At 51.3% G+C, this 20,579-nt stretch carries 15 protein-coding genes; 14 read left to right on the top strand and 1 reads right to left on the bottom strand.

Annotated elements, in window-relative coordinates:
* The first annotated feature begins 61 nt into the window (after positions 1 to 61).
* The 14 genes from F8N96_RS31040 to F8N96_RS30970 all read left to right on the top strand — a co-directional run bounded on the left by F8N96_RS31040 (position 62) and on the right by F8N96_RS30970 (position 16,882).
* Complete coding sequence (locus F8N96_RS31040) at positions 62 to 1,429, top strand: undecaprenyl-phosphate glucose phosphotransferase (protein ID WP_150801092.1); 1,368 nt, start codon at positions 62 to 64, stop codon at positions 1,427 to 1,429.
* 314 nt (positions 1,430 to 1,743) lie between these two features.
* Positions 1,744 to 2,208: an adenylyltransferase/cytidyltransferase family protein gene (locus tag F8N96_RS31035; RefSeq protein WP_150801048.1), complete on the top strand. Its 465-nt coding sequence runs from the start codon at positions 1,744 to 1,746 to the stop codon at positions 2,206 to 2,208.
* A gap of 1 nt (position 2,209) precedes the next feature.
* Positions 2,210 to 3,475, top strand: coding sequence for an oligosaccharide flippase family protein (locus F8N96_RS31030; protein WP_150801047.1), 1,266 nt, complete (start codon positions 2,210 to 2,212; stop codon positions 3,473 to 3,475).
* Positions 3,468 to 4,574 carry a CDP-glycerol glycerophosphotransferase family protein gene (locus F8N96_RS31025; protein WP_150801046.1) on the top strand — a complete coding sequence of 369 codons (1,107 nt, stop codon included), beginning with the start codon at positions 3,468 to 3,470 and terminating at the stop codon, positions 4,572 to 4,574. Before F8N96_RS31030 ends, F8N96_RS31025 begins: the two co-directional genes overlap by 8 nt.
* Complete coding sequence (locus F8N96_RS31020; RefSeq protein ID WP_150801045.1) at positions 4,561 to 5,880, top strand: O-antigen ligase family protein; 1,320 nt, start codon at positions 4,561 to 4,563, stop codon at positions 5,878 to 5,880. The genes F8N96_RS31025 and F8N96_RS31020 overlap by 14 nt, the downstream gene beginning before the upstream one ends.
* Complete coding sequence (locus F8N96_RS31015) at positions 5,862 to 6,665, top strand: glycosyltransferase (protein ID WP_150801044.1); 804 nt, start codon at positions 5,862 to 5,864, stop codon at positions 6,663 to 6,665. The genes F8N96_RS31020 and F8N96_RS31015 overlap by 19 nt, the downstream gene beginning before the upstream one ends.
* A gap of 12 nt (positions 6,666 to 6,677) precedes the next feature.
* Entirely contained in the window at positions 6,678 to 7,835 is a 1,158-nt protein-coding gene (locus F8N96_RS31010; RefSeq protein WP_150801043.1) for a glycosyltransferase family 4 protein, read from the top strand.
* A gap of 1,682 nt (positions 7,836 to 9,517) precedes the next feature.
* Entirely contained in the window at positions 9,518 to 10,624 is a 1,107-nt protein-coding gene (locus F8N96_RS31000; protein ID WP_150801091.1) for a polysaccharide biosynthesis/export family protein, read from the top strand.
* Positions 10,625 to 10,637: 13 nt separating this feature from the next.
* Positions 10,638 to 11,297 carry a YjbF family lipoprotein gene (locus F8N96_RS30995; RefSeq protein ID WP_150801041.1) on the top strand — a complete coding sequence of 220 codons (660 nt, stop codon included), beginning with the start codon at positions 10,638 to 10,640 and terminating at the stop codon, positions 11,295 to 11,297.
* The gene (locus F8N96_RS30990; RefSeq protein WP_150801040.1) at positions 11,294 to 12,067 is read left to right on the top strand and encodes a capsule biosynthesis GfcC family protein; all 774 of its coding nucleotides are present in this window, start codon (positions 11,294 to 11,296) and stop codon (positions 12,065 to 12,067) included. The genes F8N96_RS30995 and F8N96_RS30990 overlap by 4 nt, the downstream gene beginning before the upstream one ends.
* Positions 12,064 to 14,163, top strand: coding sequence for a YjbH domain-containing protein (locus F8N96_RS30985; protein ID WP_150801039.1), 2,100 nt, complete (start codon positions 12,064 to 12,066; stop codon positions 14,161 to 14,163). Before F8N96_RS30990 ends, F8N96_RS30985 begins: the two co-directional genes overlap by 4 nt.
* On the top strand, positions 14,160 to 14,555 hold the full coding sequence (locus F8N96_RS30980; protein WP_150801038.1) for a VanZ family protein: 396 nt from the start codon (positions 14,160 to 14,162) through the stop codon (positions 14,553 to 14,555). The genes F8N96_RS30985 and F8N96_RS30980 overlap by 4 nt, the downstream gene beginning before the upstream one ends.
* Positions 14,556 to 14,734: 179 nt before the next feature.
* Positions 14,735 to 15,574: a UTP--glucose-1-phosphate uridylyltransferase GalU gene (gene galU, locus F8N96_RS30975; RefSeq protein WP_150765076.1), complete on the top strand. Its 840-nt coding sequence runs from the start codon at positions 14,735 to 14,737 to the stop codon at positions 15,572 to 15,574.
* A gap of 426 nt (positions 15,575 to 16,000) precedes the next feature.
* Positions 16,001 to 16,882, top strand: coding sequence for a MinD/ParA family protein (locus tag F8N96_RS30970; RefSeq protein WP_150801037.1), 882 nt, complete (start codon positions 16,001 to 16,003; stop codon positions 16,880 to 16,882).
* A 321-nt stretch (positions 16,883 to 17,203) separates the two neighbouring features.
* On the opposite strand, the gene F8N96_RS30960 is transcribed toward F8N96_RS30970, so the two are convergent.
* Complete coding sequence (locus tag F8N96_RS30960; RefSeq protein WP_150801035.1) at positions 17,204 to 20,572, bottom strand: ImcF-related family protein; 3,369 nt, start codon at positions 20,570 to 20,572, stop codon at positions 17,204 to 17,206.
* Positions 20,573 to 20,579 lie beyond the last annotated feature (7 nt).

Below are 20,579 nucleotides of genomic sequence, written 5' to 3'. Positions count from 1 at the left end.
GGAAGGCTATGCCCATTCCAACGCGAGGGACTTTATCTTGATTCGCAAGCGCAGCACCACAATGCCAGCAGGCCGCAGCCTGACTTTCTGGGCCCAATGGCTGGCCGCAATCTCCGTACTCATCCTCCTGCTATGTGCACTGGCTGTGATGAAAACAGGGGAAGTCGATACCCAATACCGCATGCTTGCAGCATTTATGTTACTCGGTTCAGTACCGGCCTACTCCATGATGCAGGTTTATCATAAGCAGCATGGTTACCTCGCCGGGCTTAGTCGCCTGCTTGCCGGCTGGTTGACTCTACTCTCAGGTTTGGTGGTGATGGCGTTCATCACGAAGACTAGCGAGCTGTATTCCCGAGAAGTGATCATCACCCTGGCCTTGTCCGGCTTCGTATTGCAGGCTTGCCTTTACGTGCCGCTTCACAATCTTGCCAGGCGCTACCAGCAGAAACTTCAAGCGGCTCGAACCTCGTTGATTGTCGGAACTGGCGAACTAGCACTCGACCTCGCGGACAAACTGGCAAGGCAGAAAAAAGAGCCGTTAATGGGTCTAGTAGCTGCGGACGACCTGCCGTTACCAAGCGACAGCTCGTACCCAATTCTTGGCAGTCTCGCTCACCTACGCGACCTGATCGCGACTCATCGCATTCGGCGCCTCTACATCGCACTACCACTTACAGAAGCCGAAAAGATCGAAGATCTCTATATCGATCTGCTGGACTCCAGTGTCGACGTGATCTGGATTCCCGACCTTCGAAGTCTGATCCTGCTTAACCACTCGGTATCCGAAATCGAAGGACTTCCTGCGATCCACCTCAATGAGAGTCCGTTAACCTCCTATCCTACCGCGGCGCTTTCCAAAGCCGTGCTGGATCGCACAGTCGCTCTGATCGCCATCATCCTGCTCAGCCCAATACTGCTGGGCACCGCCATCGCCGTGAAATTGTCATCACCTGGGCCCGTGCTCTTCAAGCAAAAACGCCATGGCTGGAATGGTAAGATCATTAAAGTATGGAAATTTCGCTCCATGCGCGTGCATCAAGACCAAGAAGTAAAGCAAGCCAGTCGAGGCGACCCTCGTATTACACGCGTAGGGAAGTTTATTCGACGTACCTCTATCGACGAATTACCACAACTGTTCAATGCCCTTCAAGGTCGAATGTCTCTGGTTGGGCCTCGCCCTCATGCTGTAGCTCACAATGACTATTACACTGGAAAAATCGATGCCTATATGGCTCGGCACCGCATAAAACCAGGGATAACCGGCTTAGCTCAAATAAGCGGCTTTCGTGGAGAGACTGAAACTTTAGACAAAATGGAACAGCGGGTAGAATTAGATCTGGCATACATTAATAATTGGTCGCTCTGGCTCGATATGAAAATTTTGATTAAAACGCCTCTCACACTATTATCGAAAAACATATATTAAAGCATTATAAACGACTTTGCCCTGAGCACTAATTTATCGACTCATATGCAAGCAGTATTGGATAACTCGCCTATTCGCTGAACATTCCTCCGCACAAACGCCTTTACTAAAAACATCCGATTGAAATGATAACGCAAGTGGTCGGGCTGCAACATGGAGCCTCCTCTTCAATTCAATGACCGCGTTGCATTCAGCTTCCGCAACCGTCATTCTATTTAATCGCAAAGAGATTACAAAAAAGCGACAGCGGGATAGTTTTTTCGTGACGCTATAGTTTTCCAATTTTGAACCAATAGCGAAATCAAGGGATTTCCATGAACAAAAAAATCGTGATCACATACGGAACATTTGACCTTTTTCATATTGGACATCTAAACCTACTCCAACGCCTAAAAGAGTATGGTGATTACCTCATAGTTGGGGTGTCCACAGATGAATTTAATGCCGGAAAAAACAAACAAACGATCGTACCATTCGGAGATCGACTCGAAATAGTACGCAATATTAAATGCGTCGATCTAGCAATCCCAGAAGCAACATGGGATCAAAAAACTCGTGACATATCTCAATATAACGTTACAACATTTGGAATGGGGCACGATTGGGAAGGAAAATTTGATGAACTAAAAGAGTTCTGCGAAGTAGTTTATCTCCCACGCACACCTAATATCTCCAGCACCGATATTAAGCAGATTCTAAAAGTCCTAGATAAATCGCATGTCACCGAATTAAAGCAAGCACTCGATATTATTTCGTCTATCGTTGAGCGCTTTGAATAACATGAGGAAACCCTCCTCCGTTCTTTTTAGCAATACCGGGGCACTATTAGCAATTCAAATTGCAAACTACGTGCTCCCCTTTCTATTGATCCCATATTTAACTCGGATTCTAGGAGTATCTTTGTATGGCGTCGTAGCCTTTGGCTTGGCGATTGTACAAATAGCATGCATTATTACTGACTATGGTTTCGGCTTGTCAGCGACTTATAAAATTGCGAAACAGCAAAATAATAAAACTGAACTCCAAAAAATAATAAGCGCAGTAATGACATGCAAGATTTTACTGCTAATACCGGTTGCAGTATTACTTACAACTTTCATTCTCGGTCAAGATAAGTACGATCATTACCACACTTTCTTTTGGCTACTTTTGATCCCCATAGCTGGCCAAACTCTGCAGCCAATCTGGTTTTTTCAAGGCATCGAGAAAATGGCCTGCATCACTGCGTACACAGTAGTGTCGAGAATACTATATCTTGTACTAGTAATATGGCTAGTTTCGACTCCAGATGACCACTACCTAGTCGCCGTTGCAAATGGCGTTGCCAGTATAATAGCCGCGACCATAGGTATTGGAATGATGCTACGATTGGGGTATTATCCAAAATGGTGCGGCTGGCATTTTGTTAAAGACACATTCAGAGAATCGACTGAGTTTTTCTGGTCTAGAGCAGCAGTAGCAACTTATACCGCAGGTGGTGCAATTTTTTTGGGCCTTTTTTCATCTTCAACTCAAGTAGCTTACTATTCTGCAGCCGAGCAACTTTACAAGGGAGCCCAAGCACTATTTAGCCCACTATCTCAAGCCCTTTACCCCCACATGGCTAAACATCAAAATTTTTCTCTACTTCTAAAAATATTAAAAGCAGTGGTCGCCGCCAGCTTTGTGGCACTAATAGTAGGCACCTTTGCAGGTCCTTGGATAATATCTTTAATTTTTGGGCCTGGATTTACTAACTCATACTCCATTCTTTTATTATTTATGGCTACTTTTCTTTTTTCAGCTCCGTCTATTCTATTGGGCTACCCACTACTAGGGGCACTTGGCGACTCGAAATCGGCTAATATAAGTGTGATTTATGCAGGCCTTCTTCAGCTTCTCCTCCTAATAACTTGTTATATTCTAGACTTTCACTTGGGCTGGCATATCGCCCTTACAGTTTTAGCAACCGAAATATTTGTTTTAATTTATCGAAGCAAGGCCTCGATCAAACTGATCAAAGGTCACCCCAACAATCCCCTATTAAAAATCAAACAAAATGTATAAATTATCATCAGGGAAGTTTATTTTACATAAAATTCGGCACTGCTTAGTGGTGGCGACCTCAGCCCTTCAGCCGTTATCGAAAAAAAAGTACATCGTTTTCGGATGTGGATTTAGAAAATACTCAGGCTATAGTCGGAATTTATTTTCCTTACTACTTAACGACCCTATATATAACACTAACATATATTGGGTATGCAACAACGATAGCGAACTACAAGAACTAAAAAAACTCGCACCAAATAATTTAATTTACAAATATAGCTTAAAGTGGTGGGCAATAACGTTTCACTCAAAAGCATACATTTTTACGCATGACACAACTGATATAAGTCCAGTTACATATAGTTGGATTAAAGCAATTAACCTGTGGCATGGTCGGCCGATTAAGAAAATCGGGTATGACAGTCCTGTCGAACGCAACTGGATTGAAGAAAAATCAAAGAAAGGTTTGGAAATTCCTTACTCTAGATGGGACTATGTATTTTCATATGATTCAGCACATTCAAAAATAATTGAACAATGTTGGCGGATTCCAACTTGCAAGATAATTGAAAAATCACCACCAGGCCCATCTCATAACATCCTAAATCCAAATACCTACTCCAAGTACGCCTTTGTAATCCTCTACGCCCCCACTTTTAGGGAGTATATGAGCGAATTCGCACTCCTACGCTCACCGGAGGTCCGCCTTTGGCTAGAAAAAAACAACGTTGCGATACTATTTCGAGGGCATCCATCTCGAGGTAAAAAACTTAATACCGAAGAGCTACATCCCAACATCATCAACGTTACAACAAACCCCAATATATATGAAATATTTTTGCAGGCCGACCTACTGATAACTGACTACTCATCTATAGTATTTGATTTTCTAGAATTTAAAAAGCCCACCTTACTATTATGGGACGGACTAGAAAAATACTCCGAGACATATTCACTTTACTTAAACAAATCAGACATAAACCCAAGCAACTTAATTCTTCAGCCAATAGAGCTTTCCCGCAAATCGATAATCGAACTGAAGGAACTAAAAACAAATCCTTTTACTTTTATACTAAATCAAGAACTCTCGAAAGAAGAATTAAGTGCGCTACTTTAAAATCAATAGATTAGAGCTGCTATTATCACTAATATTAATTGACCAGGTTTTTCTAGGAGCAGTTAAAAGGATCTACCTAAGTATAGCAGGGCGCGATCAGATATATTTTAGCTATATATCATTATTCCCAGTAATGGTAATTAGCGCGTTCTTTTTAATTATGCTCAAGAGAAACTTTAAACTTCCAAAACTTGGCAGCATATCTACCCTTTATTATCTATTCCTATTAAACGCAATATTGGTGTGCTTGATAAACATCCCAAACAGCAAAATGCTGGTTAGCTTAATCCACACCTATTACACCCTTCTTTTAATTCCTGTACTTGCATATTTTTCACGCAATGGTACAGACTTAATTCGCATATTCCGCAACGTTTTTTTGATAACCTTGCCCGTAGTTAGTCTACATACGTTAATACATGCGGCATTCGGCATACTTCCTTTTGAGCAGGCTTGGGCAGCAGATAGTTGGTCTTCATTATATATTGGAAATGTGGGTGAAGATCGCCGTTTTCGCCCATTTGCAACCTTTGAAGATCCAGGATATCTAAGCGCATACTATATTTTTGGCGCGTTTTCTCTGTACCTTCGTCCTTTAAAATCCATTTTACTCAATCGTTGCATCTTAACGACAACACTTGCTCTTTCATTTTTACCGTTAAAATCTTCCGCGCTGATTGCATTTATAATCTCGGTAGCCATTGCGAAATCCACGTCAAAAATAAAACAAAAATCGATTCCGCGGATTTTAGCGTTTGTTACGATTAGCTTAATATCTATTTCTTTCACACAGGTCTCAACCTTCAACTTAAGCAGTATAATTAAAACTGACAGTGTTGTTATGAATGAGCGCCTTAGCTTAGGTACTCTGAAAGCACGCTTTTTAAAATATGATGAGATATTTTCTAAAGTGAAGGAAAACCCATTTGGTCATGGCGCGGACTTCGTTTCATTTGCAAATGCAAATACCACAGTTAATTTTATTGATTCCGACTCGCAATATTTAACGATTCTTGCAAATTTTGGTGTTCAGGGTTTTCTCCTCTATATGGTATTGATCTTATCACTAGTTAAAGGCATATCACCCAAATTTCCTAGAGACAAGTTACTGATTGCAATTCCATTATTTTGGGCGATCATGTCATTTACTACGGAAGTTCTGTCCAATCGGTTTACATTTATTTGTATAGCATTTTTTGTGGCTGCGCTCATGAACAACAACGTCCGATTGCGCGTTAGCATACCAAGCAATATCACCAGTATCGAAAATACTAAAAGAGCTAAAATATGTCTCAGCAACCAGTAATCTTGATCGTTACACACAACCATAAGCAGTTCTTAGGCCCTTTGATTGAGTCCTGTATTAGTCTCCCGCATATTAAAAAATACATATGTGATGCTGCGTCCAGTGACGGAACAAACGAAGAACTGCAAAAACTGATCGCGGGCAAGCACGACTTTAATTTGCTAAGCAAAAATACACTTGAAGGGTTCTCAAAAAACAACAATGATTTAATTCATTATTACAACTTACATAACCTTCCGATAATCCTCGTAAACCCAGACTGCTCTTTCTCTGCACAGGCATTTCACAAATTTGTCTCTATTGCGAGCAGTATTGAGAACATCGGAGTTGCTGCCCCTTCTCTTACTTATCCAAATGGCACCCCCCAATCATCTTGGCGAAAATTCCCAACTCCGTATCAATTCATTAACAAAAGAATAAATGCAAAAATTCCTGACCCTGGAAATCATACAACTCACGAGTTGCTCGACAGCAATTACTCCATAGAGTGGGCGCTCGGAGCCTTCCTATATGTAAGCCATGAGCTTAACACTGGTTCTGGCGTTTTGGATGAGCGATACAGACTTTACTGCGAAGACCCTGACATCTGCTTGACCGCGCACTTCCGTGGAAAAAAAGTGGTAGGCATTCCTATGGAGGGAATCAAGCATGACTTACAACAAAAAAGCAGAGCAGTTTTTTCAAAATATAGCTATTGGAATATAAAAAGTGCGATTCTGTTCGCATTGAAATGGCGCGGCGAATATTTCAACACTCTCAAAAAAATTCGGTCCAATGCTTTTTAATGCGAAAAATATATGACCATTCCCGCAATTAATATACTTATAGTTCATCAATCCTCAGAACTATATGGATCAGACGTAACTTTATTAAATTTTCTCAAAGCAACAACTAGCGAAAAAATTTATTATACAGTCGTAGTCCCTGACAATGGACCTTTGGTTTCAGAACTAAGCAAAATTGACGGCGTCAAAACATTGATCCATAAGCCTTTAAAAGTTCGACGTGCGGACTTTTCACTTTACGGCTTGATAGGAGTAGCGAAAAGAGTAAGAAAAACAATAAACTACTATCGAATGATCAAAATAGGTGATTTTGACGTAGTATACTCGAACACTCTTGCAATAATTGATGGAATGCTTTTAAAGATATTTTTTAGAAAAAAACATATCTGGCATGTCCACGAAATAATCCAATCGCCACGCCCAGCAAATTATTTATTTAGATTGGCGCTTACCCTTTTTAGCGACACCGTAATCTACAACTCAAATGCCACAGCCAAGGCTATGAGTTTACTGCCATTACCGTTTCGTCCTGAAAAAAAAGTGGTACTTAATGGAACGCCCGACATTATTGACGTATTACCAAGAGATGAAGAAAGCATTGTAAGCAACGATAAAATTCGAATTTCTTTAATTGGTAGAATCAGCGAGCTAAAAGGACAAGAGCTACTTGTAGATGCTGCAGCAAAGCTGCCCCGATGCGTACTGGAAAAAGTTCACTTTTTATTTATAGGTGCGCCAGTGCCTGGAGATGAAAAACGAGTTGATTACTTACAGGAAAAAATCGAAAAACTTAACTTGGTTAGCTTTTTTACTTTCACAGGATTCATTTCAGATAAATCCAAAATCTGGGCAAATACGGATATAACGGTATTACCCTCTATACATCCAGAATCTTTCGGCATGGTCGTAATTGAGTCATGGGCAGCGAAAAAACCCGTAGTCGCTTCTAACCATGGTGGCCCAGCTGAAATAATTAGCAATGGTGAATCCGGTTTGCTTTTTACGCCTAAGGATTCGGAATCTTTAGCAAATGCCCTAGAAAGGCTTATCACAGATAAAAAACTGTTAACACGCATTCAAGAATCATCTCGCGAAACCTTTCTAAAATCATACTCTTCTGACTCTTATGCGCAAAATATTGAATCTGCAATTCTAGGTACTTTATCTTGAAAATTGGCTGACTTAGTAAAACTGCTACAAGTCAATACGTTGTGGCCTCTTACTTTGCGATAGTCAATACACTGAATTAACCAGTTAATTCCATGATTTAACAAAAATCATCCTTTGACGCAAGTGCCGTGGAACACCCGACCGATTCGGTAAAATGCTGCTATGTTCTATACAGAACTCAGTATTGAAGAACGCGCCACGATACAGATAGGGTTTGACTCAGCCTGGTCCGAATGCTGAGGCGAACCCCCTCGACAATATATGACAATTGCGCCGAGATAAGGCAAGCGATGGACCTACAGCATAGGTAACGTTCAGAGCAAAACGCGTTCACGGTGAGCGGCCTGTTGCCTCCGCAAGAAGTTATTGCCCAAGGGAGAATTGTTCAAATTGGTGGGCCTTCTGTTACGAGAGCATTTTTTCTCCCGAACAAATTGCTAGCCAGCTGGGCGATATAAAAATCCAATTTTTGGAAAACATTTAAGTTTGTCGCGACCCCTGAGGTATTAAACGTTTTCGTACTGAACAGAAACCCAGACAAAATGAAAAATGCAGGCATGTGAAATGAACATATTAAATGATGCATAATCCGTGGTAAGCCGGTGGCGCACCAAATAGCCATTATACAATCTCAAACCTACTAAACGAATAAACCGTTAGAATGCTCCTTACTCTATACATTCTAACCACTCTGATATTTTTAATACATATGACAAGCGCTCACAGACAATTGAACTGACACGCGAAATTTTAATTATCTCTTATTTCCAATTTCGATACTTTTAAATCTGTTTTCAATCAAAGATCGCGGCATCATTATCAGTCGTCACAAAGCACATTTTTATGTAACAAACAACACCATTGAATTTCCCAATTCAGAAAGGGAAAGTTTTTCAGAACATCTATCTAGCGTTGATTAAATCGGATATTTCTTACATTACAACCTAATGCCACTGCTTTCAAAGCTTACTTGGGTGTTGCTGGACATGATACATTGTTGATGTAGATAGTATCCGCAAGGTCGAGGTTTTTGGCAAATCGTAGCTGCCCGGTGCATAATGAGCCCACAACCATCAAAATTTGTGCTTCTTGGAGGGTTGTCATTCATGCTTCGCGATTCAAGATTTGCACATGCTGTTTCCGAAGGCCGATCGATCACTGCTTACGCCAACAATATTAGTCGCCTACACCATTTCTAGCTTGCAAAATTGTCACTTCCTGCAATACCCTTACCCAATAACCCTCAAGGATTATCCTTTCAAGGAGCATGATCATGAAAAAGCTATTGGCCTTTGCCCTCATTACCTCCATCAGTCTGCCTTTGATGGCTGCTGAAACAGGTCCTAAAGCTCCTAAAGGTCCTAACGCTCCTGCTACAACTGCTACAGCGCCTGGGGCAACCTCGGGTCTGTCCCTGTCGACCCCAATCGCAGGTGCCGTAACAGTTGGCACTGGTCTGGCCATTGGTGCGGGTCTTGTCGCTGTCGGCGTCGCGGCCTCCAACAGCAGTGGTGGTGGTGGCAACGACGGTACCCCTGGCACTACTGGTGGTGGCACCTCGGGCACTACTGGTACTACTGGCACCACCAGGTAACAGCTCCCCGCTTAAAGTTCGATACACTAGCCTCCCAGCTCTGCTGGGAGGTTTTGTTTTGCCTATTCCCTTCGAGCAAATTTCGACAATGAATCGCGCGCTTCCCTTGGCCATGCTGGTTGGCCTGACCCTGCAAGGCTGTATATTTTCCCCTGGTCAGCACATGGACACGGGCAATCTGGTACGAGAAGGTTCTCCAGAAAGCAGCCGGATCGAGTTGATACCTATTACACCGAAACTGGTGGCTATCGAGTCGGCAGCAGATCATTCGAACGTAGTCGCGCCCGAGCTGCTGCGCTACCAACCCACCGAGTATAGGATTGGTGCCGGCGACCTCGTCTACATCACTGTGTGGGACCATCCGGAGCTGACCGCACCCTCCGGTCCCCAACAGCAAATTGAAGCGAATGGACGTCTGGTTCGCCCTGATGGATCGCTCTTCTATCCCTATGTGGGAAACATCGAAGCTGCCGGTAAAACCATCGAAGATCTACGTTCGATCATCGCTTCGCGCCTGTCCAAAGTTGTCGCCGAACCCCAGGTGGATGTGAGTATCCTGCGTTTTGTCAGCCAGAAGGTTGTTCTCTCTGGCGCATTTGGCAAGACTGGTCAGCTACCTATAACCAATACACCGCTGAGTCTTTTGGATGCAGTTGGTCAAGGTTCGGTGCAGGTCGGCACCGCTGATATTTCCGGGCTCGTGCTCAAGCGCGACGGTCATGAATATGTCATCGATCTCGATGCGCTCAATCGTAAAAACTCCAACCTGCACACCCTGTACCTCAAGGATGGCGACCAACTGCACCTGCCCTACAACGACCAGAAGAAGATCTACGTACTGGGTGAAGTTGTCGCGACACGCGCCCTCGTCTTCAAGGGAAGCAACATGAACCTCACCGATGCCCTCGGCAGTGTTGGCGGCTTGCGTCAGGAGACTTCCAGCGGCAAAGAGGTATATGTGATCCGCGGTGTAGAAAATCTCGCGGATGAGCCGGTCAAGGTTTTCCAAATCGATCTGAAGTCGCCTTCAGCGTTCGCCCTGGCCCAGCACTTCAAGTTGCAGCCACAGGACGTGGTTTATGTCGGCCCTGCCGATGTCACCCGCTGGAACCGCTTTATCAGCCAGGTTTTCCCTACGGCTAATCTGCTGAGTGTTGGTGCGGGTATCCAAGACGACTTGGGCAACACCAACTAGAACTGGAATTCTTGTGAAATTTCTGCGACTGGCCACTCTATCCGTGGCCTCCTTGCTGGTGAGCGCCTGCAACCCGTTGATGACCGCTTCCATGGACACACTCAAGGCCGCTTTCGAAGGACCTGAGCCCCTGGAACTCACCCGCGAACAGGTGGATGCGACTCCGTATTACCAGATCACCATTGCAGCCCCTACGGGTGAAGCCGTGATGGCGTTGGTACGTCTGCAGGATGGTGTTGGATTCTGGATGGCCTCAAGTCGCCAGATCCTGATGCTTGAGGATGGCCTTGCCATCCGCAGTGTCGGTTTCAACGACAACCTCGACGGCACCCGCTTTGAGGGCGAGTCACCCTTCAAGACCGGTCTGCACCGCATTGCCGATGGACTGCAAACCCGTCGCCAGGTGGACTTCACCGATGGTTATCGAATGGGTGTGATCCTCACCAGCCGCTTCGAGAAAAAAGGTCTGGAAACCGTACATATTCTCGACCGCGACGTGGAGTTACTGCGAGTGGACGAAGAGATTGCAATGGACGGCCTGGGCTTTACCGCGCGTAACCAGTACTGGGTCGACCCTGCCGACGGCTTCATCATGGCCAGTGTGCAGCACCTGACCCCCGAATTGCCCCTACGCATTGTTCAAGTGCGCCCGAATAAGCCGGTAGTGCAATGATTTTTCGTTCCTCCTGGCTGCTTTGCTGCAGCCTGTTCATGACGTTTGCCGTTAATGCTGACTCGCTGGTCACTGTGCAGGGCGATGCCGCCAAACCCGGGCGCTATTCGTTCCAGGAAGGCATGCGCCTGCATGAAGTTTTGCTGCCAGCCCAGATTAATCCGAAGGCTTATCTACTCGGTGCTGCGTGGTTGCATGTCCCGTTGCGCAGCGCGCAGGAGCGCCTCAAGTTGGGCGTACTCTTCGATCTTGCAACCGTGAGAAGCAATGCGCTTCAAGATGACGAGACCGAGTTGGCCGCGCTGGCCGCGCGCCTCAGCGATAAAGTGCAAGCGATGCCTGTAACCGGGCGCAGGGTGGCTCAGCTAGATCCGGTGCGTGTTGAATTGAACCGTCAGGACAATCCCTACCTGAGCAATGGTGATGTGCTTCTGTACCCTACTCGTCCTTCTACAGTAAGAGTTGTGGGGGCGGTGCTGGGTGAATGCGAGCTGGCTTACCAGCCTTTGCAGTCGGCCATCAGCTATCTGAAAAGCTGTCCGCGCGATCCTGGCGCCGACGCTGATCAGCTCTTTGTCATCCAGCCGGATGGCCGCGTTTTCCATGAAGGCATCGCGCTTTGGAACGAAACCAAATCCGTCCCACCAGCTCCGGGAGCACGCATTTATGTGCCCGTACGCAATAGCGCTCAGGGCGACCCTACGCCTGATCTGAATATCGAGCTAGCCGCTTTCATCGCCACCCAGCCGCTGCTGGAGGTGAAGCCATGAAGTTTCACTTGATCCCTTGCCTGTTGCTCGGTTGCAGCGCTTGGGCAGTCGCCGAGCCGCGCTTTACCCAGAGTGACTTTGGTGGGGTAGGGTTATTGCAGACCCCTAGCGCACGCATGGCACCCGCGGGTGAATTGTCTTTAACTGCCAGCCGTACTGATCCCTACAGTCGCTATAGCGTGTCGTTTCAGCCATTCGACTGGTTTGAGGGAGCCTTCCGCTATACGTCGATCAGTAACCGCAACTACGGCCAAGAATCCTTCAGTGGTGATCAGAGCTATAAAGACAAAGCGATTGACGCCAAGGTACGCCTGCTCGAAGAGAGCCATTGGATTCCGCAGGTAGCAGTGGGGGCACGGGATATTGGCGGTACTGGCCTGTTTTCGAGTGAGTATTTTGTTGGCAACAAACGATTAGGCAATTTCGATCTCAGTGTCGGTCTGGCATGGGGCTACATAGGTAATCGTGGCGATATCAGCAACCCATTGGGTCTGGTGGATGATAAATTTAACGATCGGCCGACGCCGGACAGTGACGTAGCAAACGCAGGTGACTTCAACGCAAACAGCTACTTCCGTGGCTCCCCCTCCTTCTTCGGCGGCGTGACTTACCAAACCCCTTGGGACCCGTTGTCGCTCAAGCTGGAATACGAAGGTAACGACTACAAGCATGAGCCCCTGAGCAACAACCAGGTCCAGGACTCACCGATTAACCTCGGGCTGGTATTCAAGGCCACAGACTCGGTCGACCTCCACGCTGCCTGGGAACGCGGCAACACCGCAATGTTCGGCATCACTCTGCACACCAACTTCGCCACCCGCAAAGCACCAACCAAAAGCTTCGATCCGAAGCCCGAACCTGTGCCGGATGTCAAACCAAGAACCGCGCCCACCGACGTTCAATGGGCCGGTGTCGCCAAGCGTTTGCAGAACAACGCAGGCTATACCGTCTCGCGCATCACCCAACGCGATTCCGAACTGATCGTCTACGGCGAACAGGGCCGCTATTTCCACACCCCGAAAGCCGTCGGCCGCGCCTCGCGCATTCTCGATAACAGCGTCAACGACAAGATCGACTGGTTCACCCTGGTCGACACGCGCTATAGCTTGCCTATCCAGGAAGTCAGCCTTCCGCGGGACACTTTCCGTGAAGTGGTTCAGGAAGACCGACCGGTGGAAGACTTGCGCCGGGTTACCGAGCAGAACGTTCCCGTACCCCATCAGGAAAAGACCCTGTTCGCGCAGAAACCGGATCCGTTCACCTATGGCCTGGGCCTGGGTTACAAACAGAACGTCGGTGGCCCCGACGGGTTCCTGTTGTACCAGTTCAGTGCAGACCTGAATGCGGAGTATCGATTCCAGCCTGATTTATGGTGGAGCGGCACTCTGAGCGCCAACCTGGCGAACAACTTCGACAAGTTCAAGTACGACGCCCCCAGCGGCCTGCCCCGTGTGCGTACCGACCTGCGTCAGTACATGACGACCTCGGAAGTCACGATGCCGACCTTCCAAGTGAATAAGGTCAAACAGCTGGACCAGGATCTCTACGGCATGCTCTACGGCGGTTATCTGGAGTCGATGTACGCCGGTGTCGGCGGTGAAGCGCTGTATCGTCCGATGGGCGAGCGCTGGGCCGTAGGCGTGGACATGAACTGGGTCAAGCAGCGCGATTTCGATCAAGGCTTCGGACTGCGTGATTACAGTACAATCACCGGGCATGCCACTCTTTACTACCGCAGTTCGTTCCAGGACATCCTCGGCGCGCTCAGTGTCGGGCGCTACCTGGCCAAGGATTTGGGGGTCACTCTGGACCTGTCCCGTGAGTTCAGCAATGGTGTGCGGTTCGGTGGTTGGGTGACGGTTACCGACGCGACCAAGGAAGAATATGGCGAGGGTAGTTTCGGCAAGGGCATTTACTTCTCGATTCCCTTCGATGAATTGATGTCAAGTTCCACCACCCGCCGAGCCTCGCTGGCCTGGTCACCGCTGACCCGAGACGGTGGCGCTGCCATGGCTCGCAGCTACTCGCTGTATTCTCTGACGGAGCGGCGCAACATCGACCTGTTCCACAACAACTTCTACAAGGTCACCGAATGAAGCAGCGAATTCTGCGTATCCTGCCCAAGCTGGCGTTTTTCGTGATCCTGCTGGTGTTGTGTTTCGCCGGTATGCGCGGTGAGCCGGTGCCGCAGGTGTTTGAGAATCAGGACAAGCTGCATCACTGGGCGGGGTTCTTTTGTCTGACGGTGAGCGCCTTTTTGGCGTTCCCCAGGACTCGGCTGATCTGGTTGCTGCTTTTGCCGCTGGTGGGTTCGATGTTAATTGAGCTGGAGCAGAGTTTGCTGCCGCTACGCACTGCGTCCCTGGGTGACATGGAGGCTAATGCGCTGGGGGTTTTGTGTGGGATGGTGGTTATTCTGGCGTGTCGTGGATATCAGCGTAGGAAGCTCAAGAAAGCTTCTCAGATGACGTCGCCGGGCGTTAGCTGATTAGGTAAGCCAACGCCCAAGGCTTGGTCGCTCTGCGCCCTCAAAAAAAGTCATGTATCAAGCATGGCATTTTTGCTAACGGTAAGCGGCGGCGAGCAAGAAACGGGCGTTGTTAAGAAGTCCTCTGCCTGCTTAGACTGCGCCGAAAATATGGATGCACCACCCAATCAAGGATTCACATGATCAAAAAATGCCTGTTCCCAGCAGCCGGTTACGGCACTCGCTTCCTCCCAGCGACCAAAGCCATGCCCAAGGAAATGCTGCCGGTGGTAAACAAGCCACTGATCCAGTACGGCGTCGAAGAAGCACTGGACGCCGGGCTGACCGAAATCTCCATCGTCACCGGTCGCGGTAAGCGCGCGCTGGAAGATCACTTCGACATCAGCTACGAGCTGGAACACCAGATCCAGGGCACCGACAAGGAAAAATACCTGGTCGGCATCCGCAAGCTGCTCGACAACTGCTCGTTCTCCTACACGCGCCAGACCGAAATGAAAGGCCTGGGCCATGCGATCCTGACCGGCCGCCCACTGATTGGCGACGAAGCTTTCGCCGTGGTCCTGGCGGATGACTTGTGCGTCAACCTCGACGGTGACGGCGTACTGACCCAGATGGTCAAGCTGTACAAGCAGTTCCGCTGCTCGATCGTCGCCATCCAGGAAGTCGATCCGCAGGAAACCCACAAGTACGGCGTGATCGCCGGCGAAATGATCCGCGACGACATCTATCGTGTGCACAGCATGGTCGAGAAGCCAAAGCCGGAAGACGCGCCGTCGAACCTGGCGATCATCGGTCGCTACATCCTGACCCCGGACATCTTCGACCTGCTCGAAGATACCGAACCAGGCAAGGGCGGCGAAATCCAGATCACCGACGCCCTGATGAAGCAGGCGCAAAACGGCTGCGTGATGGCCTACAAGTTCAAGGGCAAGCGCTTTGACTGCGGTGGCGCCGAAGGCTATATCGACGCGACTAACTTCTGCTTCGAGAACTTCTACAAGACTGGCAAGGCTTACTGATAGGTCCTGAGCTGCTTGTATTGAAAAGCCACCTTCGCAGGTGGCTTTTTTATGTGCGTTCAGAAAAAAAGAACGGTTCCGCCGCCGGCAAGCGCAAGATCGTCCCCCCGGCTCATCGTGTTGGCAACACCGCGCACTCGCTAAGCCAGATCAGCGGTTGGCCAAGACAAACCTCAACCGACTCCACACCAGCAAGACCGACCCGGTGCGGCTGATCGGGAACAGCGTATGCCCAGACGAGGCGGAAGCCCTGAAGTCGACGCCTGGCGCTACAGGAAAACAATTGGCCGACCTGAGCGTGTCACATCGAGCCGATGGCCCTGTGATAGCTAGGGGCCATGTGCCTGCACTTTTCAGTTACCATCGCGTACCAGGGACTAGTTAGCGACTACTCGCACACGTTGCACAGGGAAGGAAGTCAATAACATGGATGGTGTGCATGCTGTACAGGTTATCGCCGTAACCGGTGGTAAGGGTGGCGTTGGCAAGACAACTGTGGCTGTGAATCTGTCATTGGCGTTGGCGGAACTTGGAAGGCGAGTCGTATTGCTGGATGGCGATCTTGGCCTGGCGAATATCGATGCCCTATTGGGACTTTTACCGCGGTACACGCTTGCCGATTTAATCGAAGGCCGCTGTACTCTATCCGACGTACTGATGCGGGGGCCGGGCGGGGTGCGAATCGTCCCCGCGGCTTCAGGCCTCCAGAGCATGGTAAATTTGTCTCCAGCGCAGCACGCAGGCCTGATACAGGCCTTCAGTGAAATCGGTGACAGTCTCGATGTGCTGGTGATTGATACCGCTGCGGGCATCGGTAGTTCAGTGGTCAGCTTTGTCCGGGCGGCGCAGGAAGTGTTGCTGGTGGTCTGTGACGAGCCGACCTCGATCACTGATGCCTACGCGCTGATCAAACTGTTTAATCGTGATTACGGAATGAACCACTTCCGGGTACTGGCAAATATGGCGCAGAGCCCGCAGGAAGGACGCAACTTGTTTGCCAAGTTGAGCAAAGTCACTGAGCACTTCCTCGACGATGTCACCTTGCAATACGTCGGTGCGGTGCCATACGACGAGAACGTGCGCAAGGCCGTGCAGAAGCAGCGGGCCATCTACGAAAATTTTCCTCGCTCCAAGTGTGCTCAAGCCTTTCAGGCAATCGCCCTAAAGGTCGACGCTTGGCCATTGCCGGGCAGTCCCAGAGGGCATGTGGAGTTCTTCCTTGAGCTGCGCATAAAAAGTTCGAGAAGTAGACAGCCCTCGCTAGACAGTATGAGCGGTGCGATGGGGACATCAGCTTATGGCTGGTAACCTGGAATAGCTCATAGGGACACCGCCCTCATGGATGCACCACCAGGACCGTAACAGCGATCCACGACATTCCAGCGACGAATAGGCATGCCAAGACAAACGGGTGCTCAAGCAATTCGATCTCCATTTTATTAATGCCGATCGGGGACCGACATGAAAGGCCTGGGCCAGGCGATCCTGATCTACAACCAGGAGCGCCCGCACTTGTCCTTGAAATACAAAACGCCCGATGCGGTGAAACAGGTGTAAATCTATTTCAGGACTAGACACGTTCAGGATAGAAGTTGATCAGTGCTGCGCTGGTTTTTTCTGGCGGAACATTCATTTGCCCCTCCTCTTCTGCGCACCAGGCACCGCCCCCTCGCTTTCACTGAGAAAGATCTGCTGGGGCAAGGTGAACCCCCGCAACTTCAGCAGCGCCAACGGCCCCGCGCCCAGCTCCGTGCGCAGGTTCCAGGTCAGCTCCAGGCCGTCCGGGGCCTTGAGCTGCAGGCGGTGCAGGCTGTCGCTGTCGTTCAGCGGGGTGACCCGGGCTTTTTCCAGCAGGCGGATCAGGCCCCAGGTGCCTTCGTAGTCACCGAACAGCCGTTCACTGGCCTGCACGCTGGTCCAGGTCAGGCTGGTACCCGGGTGGCTGCTGAAGCCGGGCCAGCTGAAGCGCTGCCAGCTTTCCTTCTGGTTGAAGTATTCGTGTTTCTCGCCATTGAGCACGAAGGTGGTTTGCACCACGTCGCGCACCGCTTTGCCGCGCAGTTCGAAACTCAGGCCCATGCCGCCGTCGGTGTAGAGCACGTCGGCCAGGTGGCTGAGCTGGTTGATCGCGCTGAGGAATTGCGGGTTGAACCGCAAGCCCTGGCTGTGCCGCGGATCGGCCACCCAGCGGCTGCCTTCCCGGCGCAATACGCCACCCAGTTGCTGCTGCAGGAACTGGTCGATGCGCCCGGAGTCGGCGCGGATCATCTGCCCCAGCATCGGCAAGGAGGCGTCGCTGCTGGTGGCGGCGAAGGGGAAACGGCCGGCGAAGGCGCTGTGCCAGTCGCTGACGATCGCGCGTTGCCACTGGCGGTTGAGGCCCGCCGCCGAGGGTTGCAGCACCCGCTGCCAGGCCTGGTCCAGCGGCTGCACCAACAGCGTTTCGCCGACCTGGCCCCACTCCGCGCCGAGGCTCGCGGCGAGCAGGCTGCCGTAGGCCTGGGTGTCGGTGAGTTCGACGTTCTTGCCCTGGAACACGCTCTGCGCCAAGGCCTGGGTCATGGCCTGCGGGTCGGGCGCGTTGTGCACTTGCTGCAGTTTCAGGCGCACCCGGGTGACACGGTTGAGGAAGGCCTGCAGGCTCAAGCGGTCACTGTCGCCGCTGCCTTCAGCGTCTTTGCCCAGCAGCGCCAGCAACGGGCCGAAGGTGGCGTCCAGTGGACCGCTTGGCCCCTGCAGCTGCTGGTCGATCGCCGGCACCGGGGCCTGGCCGACCAGCTTCTGCGCGGACTGCATCAGCGACTCGGCCAACGCCTGGCCGCGCACGCCGGCCTGGCCCTGGTAGGCCAGGGTGTTCATCAGCGCGATCAGCGGCGACTGGCGCACGTCGCTCATCAGCGTCAGTTGATCGATCACTTCGCCCAGGCTAGCGGCCGGCTGCCAGCGCAGGCGGTTGAGAAAATCCAGCCAGGCGCTGGCGTAGTCCTCGAAGTAGCGTTGCGTGAGGCGCGCCCGCAGCACGTCCGGGGTCAGGTCGGCATCGAGCTCGGCGGGGTGGTCGCTGAGCACCCAGTCGATTTCCTCGCGCCGCGCGTCGGCGATGGCATCGATGGCCTGGCGCACCTGCCCTTCCCAGGCCTGGCGGGTGAACACGCCGGGGACGCTGGCCTTGCTGCTGAACAGCGCGCCGGCCTCGGTGTCGCCGACCATCTGCGCCAGGCTCAAGGCCGGGGCATGGTTGGCCGCCCCCGCTAACACCTGTTGATAGAGGCTGGTTTCGGCATTGCGCTGGCCCAGCTGGCCGAGCAGTACTTGCCGGGCTTGGGCGACCAGCTTGGGGTTGGCCTCGATGCGCCACTCGGGGTGCGCCGCCAGGTGCTCGGTGTAGAACTGCCACAGGTTTGGTGACAGGCCTTGCCATACACCTGGCGCTATTCCGGCGCGGGTGGGTTCGGCGTCGATCAGCGTCTTGGTCAGGAACGCCGCATCGGTTTTTTCCGGGTGCGCCAGCATCAGGTAGGCCTTGAGCTGGTCGTAGGCCTGCCGCGCGCGTTGGGCGCGTTCGGGGCTGCCCGGGGGCAGTTTGATCAGGGCGGTGAGTTTGGCCTGCAGGTTGGCGACGGCCGGGTCGCGCAGCAGGCGCTGGTTGGCTTCGACATAGATCGGTTGGACTTTTTCCAGCAGGTTCTGGTTCTGGTTCAGGCCGAAGCGCTGGTACCAGGGGGCGCCGTGTTCGGCGCGGTAGTCCAGGCGCGCCAGTTCGCGCATCAGGTCGTTGAGGGCCAGCAGTTGGGCGTCGCCCTGCCCGGCTTGTTCGAGGGCTACCAGCGCGCTTTGCACCTGGGCAATCTGCACGCGCTGGGTGGCGAAGGACAGCAGCAGGCCGGCGCCCCACACCAGCGCCAGGCCTATCACCACCGCCGAGCCGATGCGCAGGGGGTGCCGGCGCAAACGGTGACTGTGCACGGCCTTGTCCTCGAGCACGCCCTGCCAGGCCGGGTCGATCGGCCAATGGTGCGCCGCGTGGTCCTGGTGTTCAGGCAATGGCAGGCTGAACCACAGCCCGCGCAGCGGCAGACCGCGGGCGAATTCGCCGAACAGCGGCGCGAGCGCCTGGCGCCAGCGGGCAATGCCTTCGGCCTGCAGATCGCGCGACAGGCGCAGCAGGAAGTCGTGTTTCATGTCGGTTTTGATTTGCGCCCAGCCTGATTGGCGCAAGGGCAGGATCAGCTGGTCAAGGGCGGTTTCCAGGTCCACGGCGGTGGCGCGGGCGGGCAGCAGGCAACCGACCGGCTGGGTCGTGCGCTTGGGCTGCGGCCACTCACTGTAGCAAACCTGCCACAGGTACAGCGGCAGCTGCCAGTGCAGGTGGCGGGCCAGGGATTGCAGGTAGCGCACGCCGGCGCCCATTGCGGCGGCGTCGCTGGACTGGTCTTTGTTGAGGGCCCAGATCACGCCGTCGAGGCCCCGCCAGCGGTTCAGGCGGCGGTACTGGGCAAAGGGCGCGTCCTCCACATTGCCCTGCACGCTGCCGCCCCAGATCAGGACGGTGTCTTGGCCTTCCATCCAGTTTTTTTGGGTAAGTTCCGGTGCGATGGCCCGGATCTGGTCAGGTTCGCCGACGACTAGCAGTAGGCGGACTCTGCGGCGCCAGAAGGGACCGTGATTGCGGTAGAGATGATCTCGTAGCGTCGATTCCGAAAAGGAGTCCGCCTTGTTTTCAGTGGCAGGCGCAGGAGCCGAAATGGCGCGGTCATCTCCTTTCTGCTGCCGAAAAGAGACGCGTCCCATCTTCAGGCCCATCAACAAGTAACCACCGGCCAGTGCCAACACCAGCAAGATCAGACTGATCGTGCCCCACCACCCCAGCGTTTGCTCTGTCGTCTCCGGCTGGATCCCCAACCACTCGGGTCGCCACCCGATCAGCAGACACAGGCTCACTCCGAACACAATGACCACGAGCGCTATCCACAACCCTATCGAACGACTATTGCGCATCAGCTAT

The sequence above is a fragment of the Pseudomonas fluorescens genome, from assembly GCF_902497855.1.
GTDB classification, from domain to species: Bacteria; Pseudomonadota; Gammaproteobacteria; order Pseudomonadales; family Pseudomonadaceae; genus Aquipseudomonas; species Aquipseudomonas fluorescens_BI.
The sequence above is the reverse complement of the archived record's forward strand: the minus strand, read 5'-3'. Positions and strand labels throughout refer to the sequence as shown.